Raw genomic sequence first — 17,890 nt, forward strand, 5'->3', positions numbered from 1 at the left:
GCGAAGTCGTCCACGACGACCCTGCGCGAAGCGCGTCTGCTGCGCGCCGGAACGCACCGGCGGACCACGACGGGCTCCTCCGAAGAGGCTCAACCGTGATCCACACAGTCCATATGGCGAGCTGCCGAGTCCCGGGGCCCCCGTGGAAAGCGCCAGGGGCTTTCCACTGGGGCCCCGGGACGCGGCAGCGGAGAAGCCGGAATCAGAAGAGAAAGCGGACATTTCTACTTTGGAGAAAACCGGACATTTGTACTTTGGGCCGACATTGCAGGCGTACTGAGAAGCATGCTGGACGACGCCATCGTCTTCCCCGCTCAGGCAGGCGCTCGCCAGCGGGATCGCCTCGTAGCCACCCGTCAGATAGACGGTCTTGGCCGGGGGGCCGGCCAGCCCGCGCACCTGAACCGATTCGTCGGAGCGCAGCCAGAAGTTGGTTGTCGTGCAGCCCTGGACGAAGAAGCCGCCGATGTTGCAGAGGAAGCTGCTCTCGCCGCAGGCGGCGTCGGCAAGCTCGGAGCCCCGATGGGATCCGCTCACCGAGACGACCAGGTCGATCGCCGCTGCGGCCGCGTCGTAGGGACCGTTCGCGTTGAAGTTGGGATCACTCGGGTTGGCATTGCCGAGGATGAAGTCCATCACGTTGCCACCCATGCTGTGGCCGACGACCCAGAAGGTGCCTCCGCTCGCCGCGGAAGGGCATGCGTTCAGACCACTTGCATCGGGAAGGCCGGCGGCTGCGTTGACGATCTCGCTCGCGACGAAACCCGCAGCCAGAGGCTCCCAATAGGGGCGGTCACCGTGATAGCCGATCACGTAGTGCGGAAGCGTGAAACCCTGGGTCGCCGTGGCGATGAAATCGTCGCCGCCGTTCTTCCAGTAGTCCCGGCCGGCCTGCCAATCCGGCGCGGAGGCTCCATCCATCTTCCCGTGCACGAAGATCAAGCACGGGTCCGCGGCCTGAGCTGCACTTGCCAGGAGTAGCCCGGACAGAGAGATGAGAATCAGGGCCCGCGATCCGCGCAGAACGGGCTTCTCGTGGATGAAGAAACGCATGGAAAGTTCTCCGAACCCTCGCCGTGGCGGAAGCGCCACGGAGGCCGAAAATGCCACTTACCGATCGTAAAGTAAAGTCAGGAGTGCCTTCCGGCGCGCAAAGCTGAACTGCGCCCGCCGGCTTTCAGCCCTCCCCCAATGCTCTCAAGCGCCGGAACGGATAGATCCCGCTGCCGTGCCCATCGCTCCACTCGATCTGGAGTGCGTAGCGCCCGACCGGCTCGATCCGAAGCGGACGGACGTCCTCGGGAACCGAAGCCGGGTCGAGGCGATCCTCGCCGGTCCACTCGTCGATGCATTGGGCGCACCCGCAGGCCAGGCGCAGAGCTCGGACTTCGTAGAGGTGGACCGCACCATCCGCCCATTCGATGCGCAGCTCGCGGGGCCCCGCCTGCCCGATTTCCGTCGGTGTGGTGGTCAGCGTCGCCGCATCGTCGGACATGGAGACCGATGCTAGCCTGCGCCCCCCATGACGACACCGAACTCCGATGCCATCGCCATTCTCGGCGGCACAGGCGACCAGGGCCTGGGCCTGGCGCTCCGCTTTGCCAAGGCGGGCCGCTCCGTCGTGATCGGCTCCCGAAAGGAAGATCGCGCCCTGACGGCCGCCGACGAGGTGAGGCAGAAGGTGCCCGGCGCCGAGGTCAGCGGCTTCGAGAACAGCGAGGCCACGCCGAAGGCCCGGATCGTGATCCTCTCCGTCCCCTTCGAGCACACGGCAAGCACGGTCAAGACCATCAAGGAGGCGCTCCAGCCGGGCCAGATCGTCGTTTCGATGGCGGTGCCCCTGGCCACGGCGATCGGTGATGGTGCCGTTCGTACTCTCGGCATCTGGCAAGGTTCGGCGGCGGAGATGGTGAAGAGCCTCGTCCCGAACGGTGTCGACGTGGTGTCGGCCTTCCAGAATGTCTCGGCCCATCGCCTGCAGGAGCTGGCCGATCTCGTCGAGTGCGACGTGCTCGTCTCGGGGGGCAAGGACGCCCGGGAGGAGGTCTCGGCCCTCTGCGAGCTCGTGCCCGGCCTGCGCGCCATCAACGGGGGCCCGCTCTCGAACGCGAAGATCGTGGAGGAGATGACGGCGCTGCTGATCGGCCTGAACATCCGTTACAAGGTGAAGGAAGGGCTGGGGTTCCGCATCACGGGCCTGCCCGAATGACCGGCCTCGCCGCTCAGGCCAAGGCGAGCTTCGCCAGCCACCTGGCCGAGAATCCCTACCCGGGCCGCGGGCTGGTGATGGGTCGTGAGTCGGCTGGGGAGGGATGGCTGCAGGTCTATTGGATCATGGGGCGCAGCCCCAACAGCCAGAACCGCATCTTCGTGGCGGACGGGCCTGAGCTTCGTACGGAGCCTCACGATCCGAGCGCCGTGGAGGATCCCACCAACATCATCTACGAGGCAATGCTCGAGTTGCCGGGTCTCCATATGGTGTCGAACGGAAACCAGACCCGGACAGTGGCCGACGCGCTAGCCGCTGGCGGAACCTTCGAGGCTGCGCTCGCCACTCGCGAGCGGGAGACAGACGCCCCGAACTACACACCTCGCATCAGCGGCCTGCTCGACCTGCGCGGGGCCGAGGCGAGCCTGGCCCTTTCGATCCTGCGCGCCAACGATGCCGATCCAGCGCTGACCGACCGTGTCACTTTCCGCCCGGCGGCGCCGCCGCCCGGGTTGGGCTTTGCCCTGACGACCTACCAGGGTGACGGATCGCCGCTTCCCTCTTTTCGGGGCGATCCCCTGTGGCTGCCTCTGGATGGCGACGCTGACGAAGTGGCGGATCGCTATTGGGACGCTCTCGACCCTGGGAACCGGGTTGCTCTCGCGGTGAAGCGGATTCCGGGAGATGGCAGCGCGAGCCAGATCTGGATCCGAAATCGCCACGCCTGAAGCCCGGCCCTGACGCGACGCGTCGGCATGACGCGTCAAGTCTTTGAAAACAGGCTGTTACGGCACTCGTCTGCGCGTTCGTGCCGTGCCGCCCCGCGCTTCGCCGAATGCGAATGGCTCCGTAGACCCAGAAACACGAGGTGTTGTGGTACTCTGGGTTGACCAACACAAGATTTGGTGGTTGGGAGCACTTTTTTCATTGACTGGCGGAGGCCGATCCAGCTAAGACAGTCTTCACGGGGATGATCTCCTTCCGGCGGCCTGGGGGGTTCGATAACAGGCGGTTGCCGGTTGGATGTGAGCTTGCGGTGGGAAGGAGGACCTGCCCTGGCTCGGGGGCCCCGGGTTTTACCCGGGGCCTCTCTCGTCTCCAGAATTTGATTTCGCATCAAAGGTCCCATCGGGCCACGTTCGGTTCAGCACAGTCATGAGCAAGGGGGAAGCAGTGGGCGACGGCGATCGGCAGCAAGCGCACAAAGGCGGCAAGGCAGACGAAACCGAAACCGGGCAGGCTGTGCTCGGCAGCGTCGGAGCCGAAGGTCAACGCAAAGGTCGACGCACGCCGAAGGGTGTCCAGATCCCCCGTTTCTTCTCCAAGGAGGGGATTCATCCCTTCGAGGAGGTCACCTGGGAGCAGCGCACTGCCACCATCGGCAACGAGCGCGGCGAAGTGATCTTCGAGCAGAAGGACGTCGAGATCCCCGCCGATTGGTCCCAGCTCGCCACGAACGTCGTCGTCTCCAAGTACTTCCGTGGCCATCTCGATACCGCCGGCCGCGAGCGCAGTGTGAAACAGCTGATTGGCCGCGTGGTCGATCGCATCCATGATTGGGGAACCGAGGGCGGCTACTTCCGCACGCCCGCAGACGGCGAGCGCTTCAAGGACGAACTCAGCCATCTGCTGGTCCACCAGAAGATGGCCTTCAACAGCCCGGTCTGGTTCAACCTGGGCGTGGAAGACACACCCCAGCAAGCCAGTGCCTGCTTCATCAACTCGGTCCAGGACACCATGGAATCGATCATGGATCTGGCCAAGACCGAGGCCATGCTCTTCAAGGGCGGTTCGGGCACCGGCTCGAATGTGTCCTCCATCCGTTCCTCCAGGGAGATTCTCGCAGGCGGCGGCACGGCCTCGGGGCCGGTCTCCTTCATGCGCGGTCTCGATTCGTTCGCCGGCGTGATCAAATCCGGTGGCAAGACCCGGCGTGCAGCCAAGATGGTCATCTTGAACGTGGACCATCCGGACATCCGCGATTTCATCCACTGCAAGGCGGACGAAGAGAAGAAGGCCTGGTCGCTGATCGACGCCGGTTACGACGGCGGCTTCAACGTCCCGGGCGGTGCCTACGATTCCGTCTTCTTCCAGAATGCCAACCACTCGGTGCGGGTCAGCGACGATTTCATGCGTGCGGCCCAGGACGACCGGCCCTGGCAGACCCGGGCCGTGACGAATGGCGAGGTGGTCGAGACGATCCCCGCCAAGGAGCTGCTCGACGAGATCTCCGAGGCGGCCCATATCTGTGGCGATCCCGGCATGCAGTACGACACCAACATCAACCGTTGGAATCCGGTCAAGGCTTCCGGGCGCATCAACTCGAGCAACCCGTGCTCCGAGTACATGTTCCTCGACGACACGGCCTGCAACCTGGCCAGCCTGAACCTGATGCAGTTCCAGACGGAGGCGGGTGAGTTCGATGTCGCCGCGTTCCAGCGTGCGGCGTCCCTGACGATCCTGGCCCAGGAGATCCTGGTCGATTTCGCCTCCTATCCGACCCCGGCGATCGGCAGGAACAGCCATCGCTATCGCCCGCTCGGTCTGGGCTACGCGAACCTGGGCGCGCTGCTGATGGCCCAGGGCCTGGCGTACGACAGCGAAGAGGGGCGCCGCCTCGCTTCCGCCATCACTTCGCTGATGTGTGGTGAGGCCTACCGGACCAGTGCCGAAGTGGCCGAGGCGATGGGTCCGTTCCCGCGCTACGCCAAGAACAAGAAACCCTTCCTCGAAGTGATCGGGATGCATCGGGATGCCGCGGAGGCGGTTCCGGCCGGCGGCGTCCAGGCAGATCTCTGGCAGGCGCAGCGTGCGGTCTGGGACGAGGCGCTCCAACTCGGTCGCAAGCATGGCTACAAGAACGCCCAGGTCACGGTCCTGGCACCGACGGGCACGATTGCCTTCATGATGGATTGCGATACGACCGGCGTCGAGCCGGATATCGCGCTGGTGAAGTACAAGAAGCTCGTCGGCGGCGGCATGCTCAAGATCGTGAACGGCACGGTTCCGATGGCGCTCCAGCACCTGGGCTACGACGAAGCCGAGATCGCCGAGATCGTCGCCTACATCGATGAGAAGGAGACGATCGAAGGCGCACCGCACCTGAAGGACGAGCACCTTTCGGTCTTCGATTGCGCATTCCGTCCGATGAACGGCCTGCGTTCGATCGATTGGATGGGACACATCCGGATGATGGGCGCGGTCCAACCGTTCCTTTCCGGTGCCATCAGCAAGACCGTGAATCTGCCCCCCGAGGCCACGGTGGATGATCTTCGCCAGGCCTATGTGGAGGGGTGGAAGCTCGGCCTCAAGGCCCTCGCCGTCTACCGGGATGGCAGCAAGCGAACGCAGCCGCTGAATGCGGGCAAGGATGAGGAAACCGGCAAGGTCGTCGATCTTGCCGAGCGCCGGGCCGTGCGCGTGAAGCTGCCGGACGAACGCCAGAGTGTGACCCACAAGTTCTCGATCGCGGGTCACGAGGGCTACATCACCGTCGGCAGCTACGACGACGGCAAGCCCGGAGAGCTCTTCCTCAAGATGGCGAAAGAGGGCAGCACGGTTTCGGGCCTGATGGATACGATCGGCATCATGACCTCGGTGGCGCTCCAGTACGGCGTTCCGATGAAGGCTCTGGTCGACAAGTTCAGTCATACCCGCTTCGAGCCCTCCGGATTCACCAACAACCCGGAAATCCCGATGGCGAAGTCGATCACCGACTACGTCTTCCGCTACCTCGGCAATCGCTTCCTTTCCGAAGAAGCAGTGGTTCCCGACGAGCAGGAGAGCGATGCGGAAGCGTCGGGCCTGGCGCCGGCGCCCCGGGCGGTCGTCGCGGGAGGTTCAGGCGGTGGCGCGGCCGATGGCCAGGCCACCTTCGTCAACCAGGCCGATGCGCCGGCTTGTACCGAGTGCGGCAGCATTACGGTGCGCAACGGCGCGTGCTACAAATGCCCGAACTGCGGAGCCTCGAACGGCTGCAGCTGAAGGAAACGACAACGCGGCGTCTTGATCAGGGGGGTGAGAGACGCCGCGGAGCGCGGAGTCGGGTCCTTGTGGCCTGGCTCCGCGCTTCACGTTGAGGGAGGGGCTTCGATGTCCAGGTCCATGCGATTCGTCTTGTTGCTCTGTGTGAGTTTCGCCGCCAGCGGTTGCATCACATTGGAGATTCCGCTGTTCGGTGGCAACGAGTGGGTGGAGCAGGAGGTCCATGGCGAGGGCGACGCCAAGATCTTGATGCTCGAGCTCGGTGGAACCCTCTCGACTCGCGGTGAGGCCGGGACCTTTGGGTTCGGCGGCCGCGAGAGCATCGTTGCGCGGGTGCGCGAACAGTTGGAGCGGGCCGGCCACGACGACGAGATCAAGGCGCTCTTGCTGCGCATCGATAGCCCCGGCGGGACGGTCATTGCCAGCGAGATCCTCTACCGGGAAATCCTCCGCTTCAAGAAGGAAAAGGAAATACCGGTCGTCGCCCAGTTCATGGGCGTCGCGGCCTCCGGCGGCTACTACGTAGCAATGGCTGCGGATGAGGTGCGCGCCTATCCGAGTGCCATCACCGGTTCGATCGGCGTCATCATGGCCGGAGTGAACGTGGCCGGGCTGCTCGACAAGGTCGGGGTGGCCAACCAGAGCTTGACCACGGGAGCGTTCAAGGATGCGGGTTCGCCGCTCCGGCCGATGCGCCCCGAAGAACGTGCTCAGCTCCAGACCATTCTCGAGGATCTGTTCGGGGCCTTCCTCGACGTCGTCGAGAAGGGCCGACCCGAACTCGATCGGCCCGCCATCGAGAAGCTGGCCGATGGCCGCATCTACAGCGCGAAGCAAGCCCAGGAAGCCGGCCTCGTCGACGCACTCGGCGATCTGCCCGAGGCCGTGGCTGCAACGCTCGAACGCGCCAACCTCGAGGAGGCAAGGCTGGTCATCTATCACCGAGGCAACGAGGCGCGCGAGAATCTCTTCTCCGGTGAGGCTCAGAGCCCGGCGCCGAGCGGCCTGCTCGAGTTGGTTCAGGGCGCGGGTCGGCCCGCCTTTCTCTACATGTGGGCGCCCTGGTAGGGCTCCGGTGACAGATCGGTGACGGCCCGATGGCGCCTTGGGGAAGAGCGCCGCGGGCCCGGGATTCACGGCGCCTCACGCCCCTGGGGTGGCTACCCTCTTCGCCATGGCAGAGCGCGTCCTGATCGTCGACGACGAGCCGGACCTTCTCGAGCTGGTCCGCTTCCATCTGGCCCAGGCTGGCTACGACGTTGCCGTGAGTCAGTCGGGCCGGGATGGGCTCGAGCAGGTAAGGCGAAGCCCTCCGGACCTCCTGATCCTGGATCTGATGCTTCCGGACCTGCCTGGGACCGAAGTCTGCCGAAAGATCCGCGCTGACCCCCAGTTGGCGGGTCTCCCGATCTTGATGCTCACGGCCAAGAGTGAGGAGGTCGATCGGGTCGTCGGCTTCGAGTTGGGTGCGGACGACTACGTGGCCAAGCCCTTCAGCCCCCGCGAGCTGACATTGAGGGTGGGAGCCATCCTGCGCCGCGTTCACCTGGAGGCTGCGAACGAGGGCTCAATGGGTCGCGACGGTCTCCACCTGGACCCGGAGCGTCATCGCTGCGAGGTGGATGGCCAGGACGTAGAGCTCACCGCCAAGGAATTCCGGCTTCTGGCGACCCTGATGCGACGCCCGGGTCGGGTCATGAGCCGCCAATTCCTGCTCGATGAGGCATGGGGAACCGATATCACGGTCACCGAGCGCACGATCGATACCCATCTGAAGCGTCTACGAGAGAAGCTCGGCCCGGCCGGCGAGCTGATCGAAACCGTTCGAGGTGTCGGCTACAGATTCTCGGACGGGTAGGATTGCCTCCGTCATGAGGCCGATGTTCGGGAAGGTCGCAGCGCTCCTCGTGGGCTGGGTCGCCGTCACCCTGACGATGACCGCCGTCCTGCTCGAGCCCGTATCCGAGAAGGGGGAAGTGGCGGGGGCCCTTTCCTCCGCCTTGTTGTGGGCGGGGTTGGCCGGCGTTGTGCTCGCCCTCGTCGTCGCCTTCGGAGTCATGCGCATCCTGGGTGGCACGCTGGACGAACTCCGCGATGCCCTGCACCGGCTGGCGGAGGGCACGCTCCGTCAACGGCTTCCCTGGCACGGTCGAGATTCTCTTGGCGAGATCGCCCGCTCTGTCCAGCGGATCGCAGAGCAGAATCGCGGCGCCGTCGTCGAAGTGACCTCGGAGAAGGAGCGCCTCCAGGCCATGCTCCAAGGCATGGTGGAGGGCGTCCTGGTCCTCGATCCCGAGGGTCGGGTGGTGCTCGCCAACCCCCGCCTTCGGGAATTCTTCGATGTCTGGGGAGAGGTCGAGGGTCGCAGCCTGTTGGAGTTGATCCGCCGCGACGATCTGGTGACCGCACTCGATGCCGCATCGGCGAGTTCCAGTCCGGTAACCCGGGATTTCACCGTCGATGGCGCAGACGAGCGACTTCTGCAGATGCATGCGGTTCGTTTTCCAAGTGAAGGAGCCATGTTGGGGACGGTTGCGGTCTTCCACGATCTTTCCGAAGTCCGCCGGCTCGAACGGGTTCGGCAGGAGTTCGTGGCCAACGTCTCTCACGAGCTGAAGACGCCGCTGACAGCGATTCAGGGCTTTGCCGAGACCCTGCAACACGAAGGTCTCGATGCGGCGCAACGCACCCAATACACCGAGGTCATTCTCCGTCACTCGAATCGCCTGTCCGCGCTGATCGAGGATCTGCTCGAGCTCTCACGAATCGAGGGAGGACGGCAGCTATCCGAGCGGAGCGAAGTCCCGGTCGCCGAAGTGGCACGGGCGTTGCTGCAGGACCTGAAGCCACGCTTCGACGCCAATGATCTCCACGCCAGGATCGAGGCCGAGACAGAGCCCATCGCCCTGGCCGACCGCCGTGCGGTCGAGCAGATCCTGCTCAACCTCCTGGACAACGCCATCAAGTACAGCGAGCCGGGGGGGACGGTCGTAGTCGAGGTCGGTGAGTCCCAGGGGCGCGTCCAACTTGCCGTGCGTGACTCCGGCATGGGGATCCCGGCGGAGGATCTCGGGCGGATCTTCGAGCGTTTCTACCGGGTCGACAAGGCGCGCTCCCGAGACCTCGGCGGAACCGGGCTCGGGCTCTCCATCGTGAAGCACCTCGCCCAGGCCATGGACGGCGACGTGGACGTCGAGGCCGAAGAGGGTGTGGGCAGCACCTTTCGCGTCAGTCTGGCCCTCCTGGACGCGCCGCTCGACAACGTCACTCCTTCGTAACACGTTCGTCACCAAGCGCCCGGATGGGCTGGTAGCGTGCGCCCGACTTCATCTACCTGGAAGTCGGAGAAGGAGGAATTCCGTGAAGAGTCTGTTCTGGTCGGTTCTCGGGGTTGTCGCGGTGGCTTCAGTCGCAGGGGTACCCGCAGGGGCCGAAGAGCCCGTCGTCGGGGAGGTCCTCGAGATCCTCCGTGAGCGCGGCCTCATCGATGAGGCCAAGCACGCCGAGCTGGTCTCGAAGAACCAGGCCTACGAAGAAGAGAATCAGGGCCTGCTCGGCCGCATCGAGTGGAGCGGAGACTTCCGCGCCCGCCTCGAGAATTTCTGGTACGACCGGGATGATACGGGCAGTAATCGGGCCAATCGGGCCCGGGGCCGGTATCGGCTGCGGATCAGCGGCAAGGCGAAGGTCAACGACTACACCAAGGTCATCTTTCGTCTTGCATCCGGTACGGGGGACATTCGCAGCACCAACAAGACCTTCGGTAGCGGAAACGATTTCGACAAGGATGCCATCTTCATCGATCGCGCCTTCGTCGAGTTCAAGGCCCCGAAGTCCTGGCTAGGCGAGTCCACTGGCGTGAAGGCGATCGTCGGTAAGACGAAGAATCCCTTCCTGTGGAAGAACGGCAAGGACTACATGCTGTGGGATCACGACATCAACCCGGAGGGCGGGGCGGTGATGGTCGATCATCGTTTTTCCGATGCCATGCGGGCCTACGTGACGGGCGGCTTCTACGTGATCGACGAGAACTCCACCTCTGAGGATCCGCACATGACCGGCTTCCAGGGAGGTGTCGATTTCTCCCCGAGCGAGCTGGTCGATTTCGGGGCACGGGGGAGCTTCTACAGCTTCGCCTCCCTGAATCCCGCTTTCCTGGCTCGCAGCACGGCGCAGGGTGCGGTCACCGACGACGATTTCCGGGTTTTCGAACTCGCTGGCTACGCACGCTATCGGGGCATCGAGGATTGGCCGGTCCTGCTCTTCGGACACTACGCGCGGAACCTGGATGCTGGAACCGTTTCCAGCTTCACCGGAAGCGACGAGGACACGGGCTGGGGCGTGGGCGTCGAGGTCGGCGACAAGAAGAAGTACCTGAAGCTCGGCTTTGGCTACTACGCGGTCGAGGCGAATTTCTTTCCGGCCCAGTTCACGGATAGCGACCTCTTCGATGGTCGCACCAACCGCAAGGGTTTCACGGTCTACGGCTCCAGGCAGATCCTGCCCGGAACCGATCTGAACATCACCCTGTTTCACAGCAACGAGCTTCGTAGTGGTCTGCCGGTGTTCGCCACTTCGGTCCGGAACGCGGATCGGCTGCGGCTCCAGACCGACATCGTCGTGAAGTTCTAACGGCACCTGGACGCGTATTCGCGGGACGCATGCCCCTGCGCTCCGCCCGGACTTCACCTCGCACTTTCGGGGTGGGGCCCTTTCGTCGTCGAATCCTCCCGGCCGAACGTCACAGGAACGCCACGGAACAAAACCCCCGCTTCGATGTCATCGTTTCGTCATTCAGGCGTCACAGGTTGGTCAGGCGGAGTGCATAGGGTTCGGTCGGAACGACAACCATGATTGGAGAAACTCACGTGACGTTTCGGACCGCATTCCTGGCTCTAGCGGCCTCGGCCGCGCTACTGACCGCCGGCACAGCCCAGGCCCGCGATCAGCTTCGCATCGTCGGATCCTCGACGGTCTTTCCGTTCTCGACGGCTGTGGCTGAACAGTTCGGCAAGACCACTTCCTTCAAGACACCGGTCGTCGAGAGCACTGGCTCCGGCGGCGGGCTGAAGCTCTTCTGCTCCGGTGTCGGCACCGGCCATCCCGACATCACCAACGCGTCGCGTCGGATCAAGGCTTCCGAGGTCGGGAACTGCGCCGCCAACGGAGTCACGGACATCGTCGAGGTCAAGGTCGGCTTCGACGGCATCGTGCTCGCCAACTCCAAGAAATCGTCTCGCTACATGCTGACGAAGGAACATGTATTTCGTGCGCTGGCCAAGCAGGTGCCGGTGGACGGCAAGCTCGTCGACAACCCGTACACGAACTGGGTCGACATCGACGCCTCCCTGCCGGCCGTGAAGATCGAGGTCCTCGGCCCGCCGCCTACCTCGGGGACGAGGGATGCGTTCGTGGAACTCGCGATGGAAGGCGGCGCCAAGCAGATTCCGATGCTTGCGGAGCTGAAGGGCAAAGACAAGAAGGCGTTCAAGGCCGTGGCCCACGCCATCCGTGAGGACGGGGCCTACGTCGAAGCGGGCGAGAACGACAACCTGATCGTTCAGAAGCTCGGCGCCAACCCGGACGCGCTCGGGATCTTCGGGTTTTCCTTTCTCGATCAGAATGCAGACAAGATTCAGGGCAGCCTCGTCGGAGGTGTCGAGCCCACATTCGAGAACATCGCGGGCGGCCAGTACGGGGTCTCGCGCTCGCTCTACTTCTACGTGAAGAAGGCCCACGTGGGTGTCGTGCCGGGCATCCAGGAGTACGTCGCTGAGTTCACCAGCGAACGAGCAGCTGGCGATGAGGGATACCTGGCGGACAAGGGCCTGATCCCACTGCCCGACGCAGAACGCAAACTGGTTCGAGAGGCGGCCCGGGGCCTTTCGCTCTTGAGCCTGAACTAACCAACCATTCGTCGAAGGGCGCTCCTCCTGTCCCGGAGGAGCGCCCTTGCTGGCTACCATGTTTCTCCCCCTCTTCCTCAGCCTCGTCGCAATGATGGTGGTCGCATTCGTGCTCGGCCGAAGCCGGGCGCTCGCGCTGGTTTCGGGAGACGCCCGAAGCCTGCATTCGCGTCCCACCTACTACGGGCAATGGGTTGCGCTCTGCGCCGGGGTTCCCGCACTGGCGCTTCTTCTCGCCTGGATGGCTCTCGAGCCTTCCGTCGTTCGTTGGCAGGTCGTCGATCACGCGGGTTCGGCGGTGGCTGGCCTACCCGCTGAGCGCGTGGCTCTCTTCGTTCAGGACGCCACGGCGCTGGCGAAGGGCGAGGTGACCAGCAGCCAGCCAACTCCTGAGCTTCGTGCTGCCGCCGATCGGGTGGTGGCGGTGACGCGTACGGGCCGAATCGCGTTGGCCGCATTGATGGGCACTCTTGCCCTGGGTGGGTTGGCATGGGCCCGATTTCGGATCAGCCCCGGCCTTCGCGCGCGCAACCGGGTCGAGCGAATCGTCCGGGCAGCACTCGCCGCCAGCTCGGGAGTGGCGATCCTGGCAACGATCGGGATCGTACTTTCACTGATCTTCGAGGCCTGGCGCTTCTTTGAAATCGTTCCACTACACGAGTTCCTCTTCGGGCTCGAGTGGAGCCCGCAGACCGCGATACGAGCGGACCAGATCGGCTCCTCCGGTACCTTCGGCGCCGTACCGGTATTTGCCGGCACCCTGTTGATCACTGCGATCGCGATGAGTGTGGCTGTTCCCATCGGCCTGCTCGCTGCGATCTACCTGTCGGACTACGCGTCGCCTCGCGTTCGCGCGCTGGCCAAGCCAATGCTGGAGATCCTCGCCGGGATCCCGACGGTCGTCTACGGATTCTTCGCTGCTCTTTCTGTCGGGCCGTTGATCCGGGGATTCGGTGAGAGCATGGGTTGGAGTGCCAGCTCCGAGAGTGCCCTGGCTGCGGGTCTCGTGATGGGGGTGATGATCATTCCGTTCATATCGTCGCTTTCCGACGATGTGATCAACGCCGTTCCGCAGAGCCTACGTGAGGCGTCCCTGGGTCTCGGGGCCACGCCGGCCGAAACGATTCGGCAGGTGGTGTTGCCGGCGGCTCTGCCGGGCATCGTCGGCGCCGTGCTACTGGCCGTGTCTCGTGCGATCGGTGAGACGATGATCGTCGTCATGGCAGCGGGCCTCGCAGCGAATCTCACGGCCAATCCGTTCGAAGCGGTAACAACCGTGACGGTTCAGATCGTGACGTTGCTGGTCGGCGACCAGGAATTCGATTCCGCAAAGACATTGGCCGCGTTCGCGTTGGGTCTGGCGCTCTTCCTGGTGACCCTGGTGCTGAACGTGATCGCGATGGTGGTCGTGCGGCGCTACCGGGAACAATATGACTGAGAACCTGATGGTGACCGACGAGGCAGCGGCCCGGAGGCTGGCCAAACGCCATGCGGCCGAGCGGCGCTTCCGCATGTACGGAGCGCTCGCGATCTGCCTTGCGCTCTTCGCCCTGCTCGCGCTCCTCGGCAGCATCCTGTGGCGCGGGCTTCCCGCCTTCAATAGCCACGAGGTGCACCTCGACATCCACTTCGATCCTGAGCTGCTGGATCCGCAGGCGACCGGTGATCCGGAAGTGCTCGGCCGAGGCGACTATGGACGCCTGGTCAAGCTGTCACTGCGTGCGGCGTTCGAGGATGTGACGGGGCGCCGCGAGCGTCGCGCGCTTTCGGCACTCGTCAGCAGCGGGGCCGCCTTCGAGTTGCGTGAACGCGTGCTCGCGAACCCGGAGCTGGTCGGGTCTACGACTTCCGTCTGGCTGCCCCTCTCCGATGACGCCGATCTCTTCTTCAAGGGCGGCATCGATGCCTCCGTGGAAGAGGCCGACCGTCGGCTTTCGGATGACCAGCTCTCCTGGCTCGGCACATGGGAAGCTGAGAATCGGGTCGAGCGCCGCTTCGCCAGGCGCTTCTTCGCGTCGGGCGACAGCAGGGAGCCCGAGCTCGCGGGCATCCGGGGCGCGTTCGTGGGATCGCTCTGGACGTTGCTCGTGACCCTTTTGCTCGCGTTCCCCATCGGCGTGTCGGCGGCGATCTACCTCGAGGAGTTCGCGCCGAAGAACCGGCTGACCGATTTCATCGAGGTCAACATCAACAACCTGGCCGCGGTCCCATCGATCGTGTTCGGCCTGCTCGGTCTCGCGGTGCTGCTGAATTTTCTGGGGATGCCGCGTTCCGCGCCTCTGGTCGGTGGTACGGTGCTCGCGTTGATGACCCTGCCGACCGTCATCATCGCCTCTCGCTCGGCGATCATGGCCGTGCCTCCGTCGATTCGTGAAGCCGCTCTGGGAATCGGCGCCTCACCGCTTCAAGTCGTGAGCCACCACGTACTTCCGCTGGCGCTTCCGGGCATTCTCACGGGCACCATCATTGGTATGGCGCGTGCGCTGGGCGAGACGGCTCCGCTGTTGATGATCGGGATGGTGGCCTTCATCGTGGATGTTCCGTCCGGGCCGACGAGCCCAGCGACGGTTCTTCCGGTCCAGATCTTCCTGTGGGCGGACGCGCCGGAACGGGCCTTCGTGGCCAAGACGTCTGCTGCGATTCTGGTCTTGCTAGCCTTTCTCGTCGCCATGAACCTCGTTGCGGTTCTACTCCGCAACCGGTTCGAGCGGCGTTGGTAGGAGATCTGGTGGAAGAGATTGCCAGCGAACCCTCGCGGAGCCCGAGCTACTTGACGAAAATCACGACCCGGGACCTGAACGTCTACTACGGCGAGAAGCAGGCGCTCTTCTCGGTGAACCTGGATATCCACAAGAACCGGGTGACGTCGTTGATTGGACCCTCCGGCTGCGGAAAATCGACCTTCCTGCGCTGCCTGAACCGGATGAACGATGTCATTCCCATCTGCCGGGTCGAGGGGAAGATCACCCTCGACGGCGACGACATCTACAATCCGTCGATCGATCCGGTTCAGCTGCGGGCGCGGATCGGAATGGTCTTCCAGAAGCCCAATCCGTTCCCCAAATCGATCTACGACAATGTGGCCTACGGGCCGAAGATCCACGGGCTGGCTTCCACGCAGGCGGAGCTCGATGAGATCGTCACGACGAGTCTCGAGCGTGCAGGCCTTTTCGATGAGGTGAAGGATCGTCTCGACGAATCCGGTACGAGCCTTTCTGGTGGCCAACAGCAACGTCTGTGCATCGCCCGGGCCATCGCGGTGCAGCCCGACGTGATCCTGATGGACGAGCCCTGTTCGGCCCTCGATCCGATCGCCACCGCGACGATCGAGGAGCTGATGGAGGAGCTCTGCGAGAACTACACCATCGTGATCGTGACGCATTCCATGCAGCAGGCGGCCCGGGTTTCCCAACGCACAGCTTTCTTTCATCTCGGGATCGTCGTCGAAGAAGGTGACACGGCCCAGATCTTCACGGATCCCAAGGACCCGCGGACCCGGGACTACATCACCGGCCGCTTCGGCTAGGAGGAGCAACGATGACCCGAATCGTGGACCCGGTCCTGGATGGCCTGCGTCAACGGATCCTTCGTATGGGCAGCCTCGCGGAGGACATTCTTGCGAAATCAATGGACGCCGTATTGAAGCGCGACGCCGCACTCGCTCGCGAGGTGAAGATCGACGATCTCGAGATCGATCGGCTCGATCTCGAGGTAGACGAGGCCGTCTTGCGTGCCCTCGCCACCCAGGCGCCGGTTGCCGACGATCTGCGCGCTGTGATCGCCATCAAGATGATGGCTACGGATCTGGAGCGGGTAGGAGACCTGGCTCGGAACATCGCCAAGAGCGCCATGCGTCTCTGCGAACACCCCGAGGTGGGGACTCCGGAACGGCTCCGCATTCTGGCGGACGAGGCGCGTCGGCTCCTGCGCAATTCACTCGATTGCTTCAGCTCGCACGATGCGGAGCGTGCCGGCCAAGTGCTCGACGACGACGATCAGGTCGATCGGGATCAGGACGAGGTCATCCAGGCTGCGATTCAGGAGATCGCCGTCCATCCGGAGCTCACTTCCCAGAAGGTCGATTTCATCCTGATCGCCAAGAACCTCGAGCGGGTCGCCGACCACGCCACCAACATTGCCGAGGATGTCATCATGGTCGCCGAGGCGCGAAACGTGAAGCACGCGTCGAAGCTGGCGAACTCTGGCGACTAGAGAAGATAGGTGGCGCCTCGCGTAGGTACCTGTAGGCGACGACGCGGGGCTGGCCGTTCTTCTGCTCCCATACGGGCCTGGAACACCGGCGGAATCTACCACGGCCGCCAGAAGTTCCAGCAACGTGTCGCCTCCGTCACACATTCTCCATGTGGGCTTCCGATGCTCCTGCCTACCTATGAAGAAGAGAGAAGAATCCATGCAACGCGACGACGAAATCGTCCTGAAGCGAAAAGGCGCGGGCTTCGCGCTCGAGGGGCCTGGCTACTATCTCTGGGACGAAGATCCGCGGGAGGTCGTGCGCGCCGCAGCGGAGTTGCGAGACGGCAGTCTGCCCTCTCGACCCACACGGAGAATGCTGGTGCTGCCGTTGGCAGGTCAGGAGCAGCCTCCCTTCTGAAGCACAGGGCCCCCCGGGCGTCCCACGTCCCCGACTTGTAGCCTTTCGACGGGCCGATCATGGCCGCGGGAGAAGCGGGTGGGGGCCAAGCGCATGTCGCCGGATGCGGAGCAGTTCCTCGACCTGATCGGCCCCGCGGTACGCCAGGCTGCTGCCATCGCGCGTGCCCTGGAGGGGCGGGTCGAAAACAACCCCAAGCAGGGTGAGGCGACCGCCGTGAAGGCTGCTCTCACCATGGCGGATACGGCCGTTCAAGAGGCGATCCTGGAGGCCCTGCTCCAACACTTCCCGGAAGTCTCGCTCCAGGCCGAAGAAGACACGCCGTTGGTCTCCGAGTTTCCCACACGGGCACAGGCCGAAATCGTGATCGATCCGATCGACGGGACCCTGCACTCCTACATCGAAGCCCGCGGCCCCTACGCCTGCATCGTCGGTCTCGCTGTGAACGGCCGCTACGAGGCAGGCGTGGTCGCGCTTCCTCGCGAAGGTCTGTGCTTCGATGCTGCCCGCGGTGGAATCGCCAGGCGAACCCGGCCACGAGGACCGTCTCGCCCGTGGAAGGCCGAGGCCACGGGCTCGCGGGTGGTCGTGTCTCACGAACTACCCAAACCGGCCGTCGCCCGACTGAAAGAATATGGCTACGAGGTGTGGTTCGGATCCGGTGGTGCGATTTCCGTTGCACCTCTGATCCCGGGCTTTCGTGCGGGCCTGCGCTTCTCGCCCAACATGAAGAGCATCAGCATCCGCGGCCGTGTCGGTGTTCTGCTGAGCCGGGTCGCAGGCGGCGAAGCCTGGGCCGAAGACGGCCATCCGTTTCCGGACGATCTCGATGATCCGGCGAGGGCGCTCGTCGTGTGTGCGGAACCGGCGGATCGAGACGTGTTGTTGAGCGCGCTCTCCGGCGTCCTGTAAACCCCGTCCCCGCTGTTGACCTACATCAGTTGGTAGTCGGGGCCCTCTCCGCCTTCGGGCGGCGTCCAGGTGATGGCCTGGTAGGGGTCGGCGATGTCGCAGGTCTTGCAGTGGACGCAGTTCTCATGGTGGATGAAGAGCTGCTTCTTTCCGGGCGTCTCCGGGTCGTCCATCATTTCGTAGACGGCGGCCGGGCAGAAGCTCACGCAGGGGTTGCCGTACTCCTCGGTGCAGACGTCACTGCAGAGATCCTTGTCGGCCACGACC

17 protein-coding genes are annotated in these 17,890 nt (G+C 64.2%); 14 read left to right on the forward strand and 3 right to left on the reverse strand.

Annotation, left to right across the window (positions count from 1 at the left end):
* Positions 1–1,053 (reverse strand): hypothetical protein (locus GY937_07850; GenBank protein ID MCP5056630.1); only part of this gene is annotated, 1,053 nt, incomplete at its 3' end.
* Between the two features lie 124 nt (positions 1,054–1,177).
* The gene (locus GY937_07855; protein MCP5056631.1) at positions 1,178–1,495 is read right to left on the reverse strand and encodes a DUF971 domain-containing protein; all 318 of its coding nucleotides are present in this window, start codon (positions 1,493–1,495) and stop codon (positions 1,178–1,180) included.
* Positions 1,496–1,522: 27 nt separating this feature from the next.
* Here GY937_07855 and npdG point away from each other — a divergent pair, with 27 nt between their 5' ends.
* The 14 genes from npdG (at position 1,523) to GY937_07925 (ending at position 17,623) form a co-directional block, all read left to right on the forward strand.
* A complete protein-coding gene (gene npdG / locus GY937_07860; GenBank protein ID MCP5056632.1) occupies positions 1,523–2,209 on the forward strand; it encodes an NADPH-dependent F420 reductase in 687 nt (228 codons plus the stop codon).
* Entirely contained in the window at positions 2,206–2,937 is a 732-nt protein-coding gene (locus GY937_07865) for an inosine monophosphate cyclohydrolase (protein MCP5056633.1), read from the forward strand. Before npdG ends, GY937_07865 begins: the two co-directional genes overlap by 4 nt.
* A gap of 427 nt (positions 2,938–3,364) precedes the next feature.
* Positions 3,365–6,193 carry a vitamin B12-dependent ribonucleotide reductase gene (locus tag GY937_07870; GenBank protein ID MCP5056634.1) on the forward strand — a complete coding sequence of 943 codons (2,829 nt, stop codon included), beginning with the start codon at positions 3,365–3,367 and terminating at the stop codon, positions 6,191–6,193.
* A 108-nt stretch (positions 6,194–6,301) separates the two neighbouring features.
* A complete protein-coding gene (sppA, locus tag GY937_07875) occupies positions 6,302–7,261 on the forward strand; it encodes a signal peptide peptidase SppA (GenBank protein MCP5056635.1) in 960 nt (319 codons plus the stop codon).
* A 106-nt stretch (positions 7,262–7,367) separates the two neighbouring features.
* Entirely contained in the window at positions 7,368–8,051 is a 684-nt protein-coding gene (locus GY937_07880; GenBank protein MCP5056636.1) for a response regulator, read from the forward strand.
* Positions 8,052–8,064: 13 nt separating this feature from the next.
* On the forward strand, positions 8,065–9,471 hold the full coding sequence (locus GY937_07885) for a PAS domain-containing protein (protein ID MCP5056637.1): 1,407 nt from the start codon (positions 8,065–8,067) through the stop codon (positions 9,469–9,471).
* Between the two features lie 82 nt (positions 9,472–9,553).
* Positions 9,554–10,825 carry a hypothetical protein gene (locus GY937_07890; protein ID MCP5056638.1) on the forward strand — a complete coding sequence of 424 codons (1,272 nt, stop codon included), beginning with the start codon at positions 9,554–9,556 and terminating at the stop codon, positions 10,823–10,825.
* Positions 10,826–11,043: 218 nt separating this feature from the next.
* Positions 11,044–12,099, forward strand: a complete 1,056-nt coding sequence (locus GY937_07895; protein ID MCP5056639.1) for a PstS family phosphate ABC transporter substrate-binding protein — start codon at positions 11,044–11,046, stop codon at positions 12,097–12,099.
* Between the two features lie 58 nt (positions 12,100–12,157).
* Entirely contained in the window at positions 12,158–13,537 is a 1,380-nt protein-coding gene (pstC, locus tag GY937_07900; protein ID MCP5056640.1) for a phosphate ABC transporter permease subunit PstC, read from the forward strand.
* Entirely contained in the window at positions 13,530–14,819 is a 1,290-nt protein-coding gene (gene pstA, locus GY937_07905; protein ID MCP5056641.1) for a phosphate ABC transporter permease PstA, read from the forward strand. Before pstC ends, pstA begins: the two co-directional genes overlap by 8 nt.
* Positions 14,813–15,625: a phosphate ABC transporter ATP-binding protein gene (locus GY937_07910; GenBank protein ID MCP5056642.1), complete on the forward strand. Its 813-nt coding sequence runs from the start codon at positions 14,813–14,815 to the stop codon at positions 15,623–15,625. Before pstA ends, GY937_07910 begins: the two co-directional genes overlap by 7 nt.
* A gap of 11 nt (positions 15,626–15,636) precedes the next feature.
* Entirely contained in the window at positions 15,637–16,311 is a 675-nt protein-coding gene (gene phoU / locus GY937_07915; protein MCP5056643.1) for a phosphate signaling complex protein PhoU, read from the forward strand.
* Between the two features lie 178 nt (positions 16,312–16,489).
* The gene (locus GY937_07920; GenBank protein MCP5056644.1) at positions 16,490–16,711 is read left to right on the forward strand and encodes a hypothetical protein; all 222 of its coding nucleotides are present in this window, start codon (positions 16,490–16,492) and stop codon (positions 16,709–16,711) included.
* A gap of 78 nt (positions 16,712–16,789) precedes the next feature.
* Positions 16,790–17,623 carry a hypothetical protein gene (locus GY937_07925; GenBank protein ID MCP5056645.1) on the forward strand — a complete coding sequence of 278 codons (834 nt, stop codon included), beginning with the start codon at positions 16,790–16,792 and terminating at the stop codon, positions 17,621–17,623.
* Positions 17,624–17,643: 20 nt separating this feature from the next.
* On the opposite strand, the gene GY937_07930 is transcribed toward GY937_07925, so the two are convergent.
* The coding region (locus tag GY937_07930; GenBank protein ID MCP5056646.1) for an electron transfer flavoprotein-ubiquinone oxidoreductase at positions 17,644–17,890 on the reverse strand (247 nt) is incomplete at its 5' end.

It is taken from the genome of bacterium (assembly GCA_024228115.1).
Classification (GTDB): domain Bacteria; phylum Myxococcota_A; class UBA9160; order UBA9160; family UBA6930.

Bases quoted from the DNA above. Each gene is read 5' to 3' on its own strand.
- sppA (MCP5056635.1), top strand. From the start codon at position 6,302: ATGTCCAGGTCCATGCGATTCGTCTTGTTGCTCTGTGTGAGTTTCGCC.
- GY937_07920 (MCP5056644.1), top strand. From the start codon at position 16,490: ATGAAGAAGAGAGAAGAATCCATGCAACGCGACGACGAAATCGTCCTG.
- GY937_07870 (MCP5056634.1), top strand. From the start codon at position 3,365: ATGAGCAAGGGGGAAGCAGTGGGCGACGGCGATCGGCAGCAAGCGCAC.
- phoU (MCP5056643.1), top strand. From the start codon at position 15,637: ATGACCCGAATCGTGGACCCGGTCCTGGATGGCCTGCGTCAACGGATC.
- npdG (MCP5056632.1), top strand. From the start codon at position 1,523: ATGACGACACCGAACTCCGATGCCATCGCCATTCTCGGCGGCACAGGC.
- GY937_07895 (MCP5056639.1), top strand. From the start codon at position 11,044: ATGATTGGAGAAACTCACGTGACGTTTCGGACCGCATTCCTGGCTCTA.
- GY937_07880 (MCP5056636.1), top strand. From the start codon at position 7,368: ATGGCAGAGCGCGTCCTGATCGTCGACGACGAGCCGGACCTTCTCGAG.
- GY937_07885 (MCP5056637.1), top strand. From the start codon at position 8,065: ATGAGGCCGATGTTCGGGAAGGTCGCAGCGCTCCTCGTGGGCTGGGTC.
- pstA (MCP5056641.1), top strand. From the start codon at position 13,530: ATGACTGAGAACCTGATGGTGACCGACGAGGCAGCGGCCCGGAGGCTG.
- GY937_07865 (MCP5056633.1), top strand. From the start codon at position 2,206: ATGACCGGCCTCGCCGCTCAGGCCAAGGCGAGCTTCGCCAGCCACCTG.
- pstC (MCP5056640.1), top strand. From the start codon at position 12,158: ATGTTTCTCCCCCTCTTCCTCAGCCTCGTCGCAATGATGGTGGTCGCA.
- GY937_07855 (MCP5056631.1), bottom strand. From the start codon at position 1,495: ATGTCCGACGATGCGGCGACGCTGACCACCACACCGACGGAAATCGGG.